We start from the raw sequence: 6,657 nt of genomic DNA, 5'->3' as shown, positions 1-6,657 counted from the left end.
ATATTTCATTGTAGCCTCCTGGAACACGAGTATTTGTCCTTTTTTGCTGGCCAGCTCAGGACAATTTCATGTTACCAGAGGCCTTTTTCTTGTTCAAACCGCGAATTTCTTCATTACAGGAATGCTGCCCGCTGACATAGGCCAAAGTTCCATACTCTGTTGTGTCCGGAACGTAAGACAGGAATGTTTCTATAACAGGTGCAGGGCTACTTGTTTTCAGTGTCTGCGAAACTCGAATCGGCAAATGATGATGAGGACTTTCATCTGCGACGGAAGTGCCAGAGAGTGCAATGATGGAAGGGCCTTCAATTCTCACAAATTGCTGATCCAGAAAAGTCCTTTTAGGTTTTATGGATTTCATACGAGCATTCAATTCCGTCAGTAATAATCTAGTGTTTCCATGGTAACGAGTTGCGCGAATTTCGTAACCACCGTTGTGGCTTTGCTTTTTTACGATTCGGTAACCCAAACTAACCCCGGTCGAGGGTTTCGGCAACAATTTCAAAAGAGAACTACGGGGACCAAAGAATGAAACGAACGACTCATCAAAGGGGATATCCTCCTGGATGAATGTGTAGGCGTGAACCAATTGTCTGATATGCTTTTCAAAAGCATGTAGATGGGATAGAAATACTAAATAGAGCCATGATCGTTTATAAGCAGACAGTTCTTTCGTTTTTCGGCGAAGATTTATGGATACCGTACCGAACCATTCTGTTTCTTGATCGATCAGAATCTTTAAATAGGATTGCTCTAACTCTGCTAAGCGGTCCATATCGTTTTCATCGGAACTGATGCGTGGGATATCTTTCATCAGATCCAGGAACCGTTGCGCCAACTTTTCCGGAACGGATACAGGCTGTAAGTGAATAGATTCATCATCTAGCAGTTTTAGAAAATAACGAAGCGAAGCAGCTCCTTCATTCTCATCCCGCCATGTAAAAAAGCTGTGGAATTGGCTCGCTGACTGAAAGAGACTGAATGTATTTCTGGACAAACCTTCAATAAAAGGCTTATTCATTTGTAAGAATCGATTGAATACATGAATTTGTTTGATCGTGTCTAGCGTTCCCATGACCATGGAGGAGAAAGCTTGTTGGCTCATTTTATCTTGACGATTAAATCCAAGCTCTGAGAAAATGGCTTGCAAACGTGGTAATGGCGCGTTGGCATCTCCAGACAATGTAATCTCTTGTGCACAGAAACTATCAAATATGCCCATAGTCTCATCAACTTCATCAATGAATAATAGGTCAAGATTATCAAACATTGCTTCTCCGATAGAGGTGCTTCTGTTTGTCAACATTCGAGGGACGTTTGTGCGATGGAATGTATATGGTGTCGTAATCCATACACCAGGTTTTGTCATTTGCCTGAAACCCTTCATCATGCCACAAGAAGTAAAGTAAGGACAAATTGGGTCGCGTTTTTCCCTGGGTTCATTAAGTTCGTCTTGACTATCATGTGATGGGTAGCAAGTTACCTTTATGTCATGATTTTGACATGGAATGGTGTTGCGCTTTAATCCTTGAAGTCTGTCACCAAACTTCGTAAGAAGCAAACAGGAGTCACTCGCTACGGCTTGAGTCTCGGCAAAGGCATCGAGTTCACCAATAGACTTACATCCTTTAATTTTTTTCATCATATAATCGGAGTTGTGCTTTGAACGATCTCCTGTTCCGATTATGACCGTGCTAGGTATGCCGAACCCAGTTAACGCTTCGTGTGCATCAAGTGCACGCGAAACGGTGCTAAGCATATATCCAGCTTGAATGGATAGTGATTCCTTTTTGAAGATACGGAATAATTCTTCTTCGATCAGGGAGTTTTTTCCGGTGCCAACGCCTCCTACAATATGCTGAATTCCTTCTGAGTAATAGATATCTTGAACTTGTGTCCTTTTAGCTTGAAGCTGCCATTTCACTCCCATTTCTTGAGCGAGGTCTGTTCTCTCGCTTTCCTTAATACGTCTTACTAAGCGTGCTTTACGGTTTTTTGGGGATAGGATTGGAAAATGTTCATCAGCAGCCGCAAGTTTCAATTGTTCCGGACTGATATAGAACGAGAAAAGAGTCTCATAGCTATCGTATTTCTTCCTTTTTACTACATAATCACCAGGAACAATTGAACGAACTTCGGGAATAGGGGAGGCTGTGTACTGGGTCAAAATCTTGATAATAGCCCAGAGCCTCGGATTTCTCCTGATAAGCCTTCCTACGGAATGAGAATGATGCGGTACTCTGCTTTTATTTGGTTCAAGATTAGTTAACTCATAGTAGAGTTGGGTGTACTTTCTCTCTACACCTACAATTTCATTTCGCAGCCAATCAATGGATGGTCTTTGAATGTGGAATTCTGATTCGTATATGGAGAATAGACGGTAATCAGGAGATAGTTTTGAATAAAATGCAAGACATTCTTTCCAAGTTTTCTCACGCCCGTAAGTATCTCCGTATCGTTGCCGAAGACTATCGAGTAATTCAAGTTTCCAAGAGCTGATTAATTGTTGGCCAAATACGTTATGACCCGTTAATATGGTCCAGACCTCATGTGTTGCTGGTCGATACTTTAGTGCGGAAGCAACAGTTAAAATAAATTCTACATCAAGAGCTATTCGCGACCATTGCTTAACGGCGGCAGTCCGTTCTCTTTCGCCAGATTGATCTGGAGCATAGAGCGTTCCTTCTTTATCGAGCAAGGTCTCTACTGCACGATTAAATTGTTTGACCATTCCGTTTTCGTGGCGCATTGAATCATCTACCCCCTTGAGACCTAGAGTGCCAAGCTGTTTCGAACAACCTGGTACCACTTGTACTCTGATACAATTTCAAGATGCTCAGGTGAAAGGATCTGCTGGACGATTTTTATATAATCGGTATGTCCCGATTGCCGAATCGTATCGGATGGGACAACGATATACGTCTTTTCGAGCTCTCCTTTTTTACGAAGGATATTTTGTTGTGCCAAGTCTTCTGCCAAAATGAACGGGTTCAAATAATCTTTTATGTCAGCCTGAATAATCGGTTCGCCATCCACTTCATACAACAAATCTACACGGTCGCAATCTGGATTTAGTTGTAACGAAATCATTTCTTCCTCTAGATTAATCTGTGACGCAATGCGACGCTCTTCGATGCCTGGGATACGGATATAGCGATGAGCATAGTTGGAAAGGGTGATATATCTGGTTTTGCCGCGGATTATTTGTTGAAAAGGTTCTTGATTTATGCGGAAAACATCTATTTTGTGTTGACAGCGCCAATGAATGCAATGGTAAGTATCTTTAGAATAACTCATTGACCCTCCGCAATGAGGACACAGAGTGATTTCTTGGTGATGGGAAGGGATAGGTGTGAAAAGAAAGCGTAAATTTTCGGCAACCACAGCAATTTGTTGGAATGGTTCGAGCATATCCTCAACTTCATGGACCTCCCAAATCATGGGGCGATCTGAAGAACTCAGAATATCTCGGAGAGCTATAAAAGCATGATGGGCTTTATAGCAAATTTCAACTGGCAATTCATTAATGCATTTCATAAGATGAGAATAGCGAACGGCTCCTTCAGAGTCGTAGGCCTCTCGTTCTTTCAAAAGCTCATACCAAATAGGGTGGACTCTATTATTACCGGGGTCTATGACTGGTAAAGGTGAACCGGAAGCAAGTTGTGAAATGGCCTCAGAACCGAATTCAGTGACTGGTTTTTTCAAGAAACCGATAAGAGCAAATTCCGTCGAGGGAACATAAAGCTCATTTTCGTAAGCTTCTTTTATGAATGATTTACATGAAGTCGAAAAGTTGTGAATGAATTCTTGATGTAGCCGAGTGCGAGGGTCTGCATTATGAGCATCAATCCATGCTTCAAGATCGATGCATTGTTTGACAAGGGCAAGGAAGGACGACTGAAGAGAAAGTTCATTAGACAATTGGGCTTTACCCCCATTTCTTAGATCTACAACAATATTTCGATATTTATTTGATAATTCCTACAATTTCGACAGTTTTCAACTGATATTATTAGGATAGCAAAACAAATTGACAAAAGATTGTCAGGAAACATATGTTCTATGGTTCGTTGTAGGTAAGAAGTGATCGTACGTGTCTTAAAAGCAGCAAGGGGCTGTCCCAAAAGGTCAAACACTGACCTAAAGGGAAGCCCCTCTTTTTTCACTTTAGATAACAAAAAGAAACCGTTTTTTGGTAAAATGGAGGTACCACCCAACCACATACGAAAGGAACGGTTTCTTTGTACATTCAATATACCATGGACCAACTTTACCTGCCAATGGATTTAGAAGAGGACATTCCTCAAAACCACCTCGTTCGTGTTGTAAATGCCGCTGTGAACCGACTCAGCGACCGTATATTTGCTGACGCTTACCCCGGTGGCGGACGAGACAGCTATCACCCCAAGATGCTCACCAAAGTCATCATCTACGCCTACATGCAGCGGATTTACTCCTCTCGGCAGATCGCCAAAGCCGTTCGCGAAAATGTCATGTTCATGTGGATCGCTGGCAGACAGCGCCCGGATTTCCGCACCCTGAATCGCTTCCGCTCTGAGCGCATGAAAGATGTACTCGAAACGGTTTTCACTTCCGTTTTGCAGTTCCTGGTCGAGGAAAAGTACGTCAAGCTTGAGCATTACTTTGTAGACGGCACGAAGATCGAAGCCAACGCCAACCGGTATACGTTCGTCTGGGGCAAGGCGGTCGTGAAGCAGAAGGCAAAGCTGCAGGAGAAGGTACGGACGTTGTTCACCACCATCGAAGTGGCCGAAAAGCAAGAGGAGCATGAACAAGCTGGGCAAGATCTTCCCGAGCTTGGCGAAGCCTCAACGCTAACAAGTGAAAAGCTGGAGGCTGCCGTTCAGCAGTTAGAAGCCAAGCTGCAAACAAAGCCAAAGGATAAGCCGCTCAAAAAAGCGGTACGCGTTCTCCGTAAAGACTTGCTCCCTCGCCTGCAAAAATACGAGGTCCAGCAGGAGATCCTTGGTGACCGGAATAGCTACAGCAAAACCGACACAGACGCGACGTTCATGCGGATGAAAGAAGATCACATGCGTAACGGCCAGCTGAAACCCGGCTACAACGTGCAGATCGGAATGGAAAACCAGTTTATTGTCGGCTACAGCCTGCATCAGCGGCCGACGGATACGCGCTGCTTACAGCCTCATCTGGAGAAGGTCAAAGCCAGTCTTGGTCGGCTGCCGGGAACGGTCATTGCGGACGCTGGATATGGCGGGGAAGAAAACTACGCATATTTGGAAAGCGAAAAGCTGAAGGCCGTGGTGAAGTACAGCACCTACCACAAGGAAAAGTCGAAGAAATGGCAGAAAGACATCAGCAAAATCGATAACTGGCAGTATGACGAAGCCGAAGATACGTGGACCTGTGCGGCTGGGCATAAGCTTTCTTTTCGATACGAGAGCAAGGAAACGACGGAAAGCGGATTCGAGATTCGGAAGAGGCACTACCGGAGCGCAAGCTGTGACGGATGTCCGCTCAAAGCATCTTGCACGAAAGCGCAAGGGAACCGGGAGATCAGCGTCAGCTTGAGGTACCAGCGCTACAAGCAACAAGCACGGGAGAGACTTCGGAGCGAGGAAGGCTACGAGCTGTCGGTTCGACGGATGATCGAGCCCGAGAGCGTTTTTGGACAAATGAAGAATAACCGGGGATTCCGGCGCTTTCTGCTTCGCGGCTTGCCGAAGGTAAGCCTTGAGGTCGGATGGCTTTCGCTTGCCCATAATTTGCTCAAGCAGGCGGCAATTGATCGGAAACACAACAAGGTGGCGAAGGGATAGCATCCCTAGCGCCACCATTTTTCAAATCAACACCCTTTTTTTCAACTGGGCTGTTTTCAAAAGTGAGTTGAAACTTACTTCTGGGACAGCCCCTTGGTTTTATTTTTCATATGGCCATACCCAACAATTCAGCTAATTGGCTAAACGGTTTATTCAAACCATCCTCAGTGGAATAAACAAGAGAGGTAGAATAATGTTGCTCGGTTGCCGCGCTGTTTTTCTCAAGGAATAGAAGGGGGAAAATCTTTTTAAAAAGCTTTGCAGTGTTAAAAGCATCATCAAGAGCATTATGGTGACTGCCTAAGAATCCAATCTCAGCGGCAGCGAGTGCTTTTTTCAATCCGAACCGCTGACCGTGGTCAGCTCCTTGTAAACGGGTGAACATGAGCTGGATGTCATTATAATTTTGGATCCAATCCAGCTCGATCTTATGTAAGGCACAATGTCTGACTAATTGATGCTTGTCATCCGGACCCCATGAGCACATGAAATAAGGTGAATCTCCTAGCCAACGTGTAAAATCACTTACGACATCTTTGAAAGCAGGCGCATTATTTACTTGTTCTTGAGTAATGCCTGTGAATTCTGTAGTAAGTGGTGTTATCGTTTTATAATTATTTGGACGGACATGAGTGTGAAAAAGATCAATTAGGGAAAGATGACCATCTTCATCACTTAACTTTATTGCGCCAATTTCTAAAATGTCTGCCAAGTACTGACTTTTTCGCAAAACGGTAAATTCCATATCAAAGACAATGTAATTCATGTTAGTTTCACCCTTTCGTCAACTTGTAGGAATATAATAACAGATGATTCGGTCCCTATATTGTCAGGGAACGTACATTCTACTTAG

The 6,657-nt window shown here is 44.0% G+C and carries 4 protein-coding genes; 1 reads left to right on the top strand and 3 read right to left on the bottom strand.

The features are described 5' to 3' along the window. Window positions 1–55: 55 nt before the first annotated feature. Entirely contained in the window at window positions 56–2,749 is a 2,694-nt protein-coding gene (locus tag FE783_RS24390; RefSeq protein ID WP_138882001.1) for a hypothetical protein, read from the bottom strand. Window positions 2,750–2,772: 23 nt separating this feature from the next. After that, window positions 2,773–3,924 carry a restriction endonuclease-related protein gene (locus FE783_RS24385; protein ID WP_138882000.1) on the bottom strand — a complete coding sequence of 384 codons (1,152 nt, stop codon included), beginning with the start codon at window positions 3,922–3,924 and terminating at the stop codon, window positions 2,773–2,775. A gap of 320 nt (window positions 3,925–4,244) precedes the next feature. Here FE783_RS24385 and FE783_RS24380 point away from each other — a divergent pair, with 320 nt between their 5' ends. Beyond that, a complete protein-coding gene (locus FE783_RS24380) occupies window positions 4,245–5,804 on the top strand; it encodes an IS1182 family transposase (protein WP_138881999.1) in 1,560 nt (519 codons plus the stop codon). Window positions 5,805–5,910: 106 nt separating this feature from the next. On the opposite strand, the gene FE783_RS24375 is transcribed toward FE783_RS24380, so the two are convergent. Next, on the bottom strand, window positions 5,911–6,570 hold the full coding sequence (locus tag FE783_RS24375) for a 3'-5' exonuclease (protein ID WP_138881998.1): 660 nt from the start codon (window positions 6,568–6,570) through the stop codon (window positions 5,911–5,913). Window positions 6,571–6,657 lie beyond the last annotated feature (87 nt).

This window comes from Paenibacillus mesophilus, from assembly GCF_005938385.1.
Lineage (GTDB): Bacteria > Bacillota > Bacilli > Paenibacillales > NBRC-103111 > Paenibacillus_AB > Paenibacillus_AB mesophilus.
Note: the sequence above shows the minus strand (reverse complement) of the source record. Positions and strands in the feature narration are given on the sequence as shown.

What these genes read in the sequence shown, in the direction of transcription:
- FE783_RS24390 (WP_138882001.1), bottom strand. Translation starts at nt 2,749, where the DNA reads ATGCGCCACGAAAACGGAATGGTCAAACAATTTAATCGTGCAGTAGAG.
- FE783_RS24375 (WP_138881998.1), bottom strand. Translation starts at nt 6,570, where the DNA reads ATGAATTACATTGTCTTTGATATGGAATTTACCGTTTTGCGAAAAAGT.